We start from the raw sequence: 231 nt of genomic DNA, 5'->3' as shown, positions 1-231 counted from the left end.
ACCCCGATCGTCAAGGCGCAGCGCCTCGATACCGGCGTTTGCGAGATCTACCTCAAGCTCGAGAACGCCAACCCCGGCGGCTCGATCAAGGACCGCATCGGCCTGTCGATGATCGAGGCCGCCGAAAAGCGCGGCGACCTCAAGCCCGGCGCCACCCTGGTCGAAGGCACCGCCGGCAACACCGGCCTGGGCCTGGCGCTGGTCGCCCAGCAGAAGGGCTACCGGCTGATC

The 231-nt window shown here is 68.4% G+C and carries 1 protein-coding gene; it reads left to right on the top strand.

The window, feature by feature from the left end:
- Positions 1 to 231, top strand: a 231-nt coding sequence (locus SB822_RS61355) for a pyridoxal-phosphate dependent enzyme (protein ID WP_410859701.1), incomplete at both ends; no start/stop codon positions are given.

The organism is Paraburkholderia sp. SIMBA_054 (assembly GCF_046534875.1).
GTDB classification, from domain to species: domain Bacteria; phylum Pseudomonadota; class Gammaproteobacteria; order Burkholderiales; family Burkholderiaceae; genus Paraburkholderia; species Paraburkholderia hospita.
The sequence above is the reverse complement of the archived record's forward strand: the minus strand, read 5'-3'. Positions and strand labels throughout refer to the sequence as shown.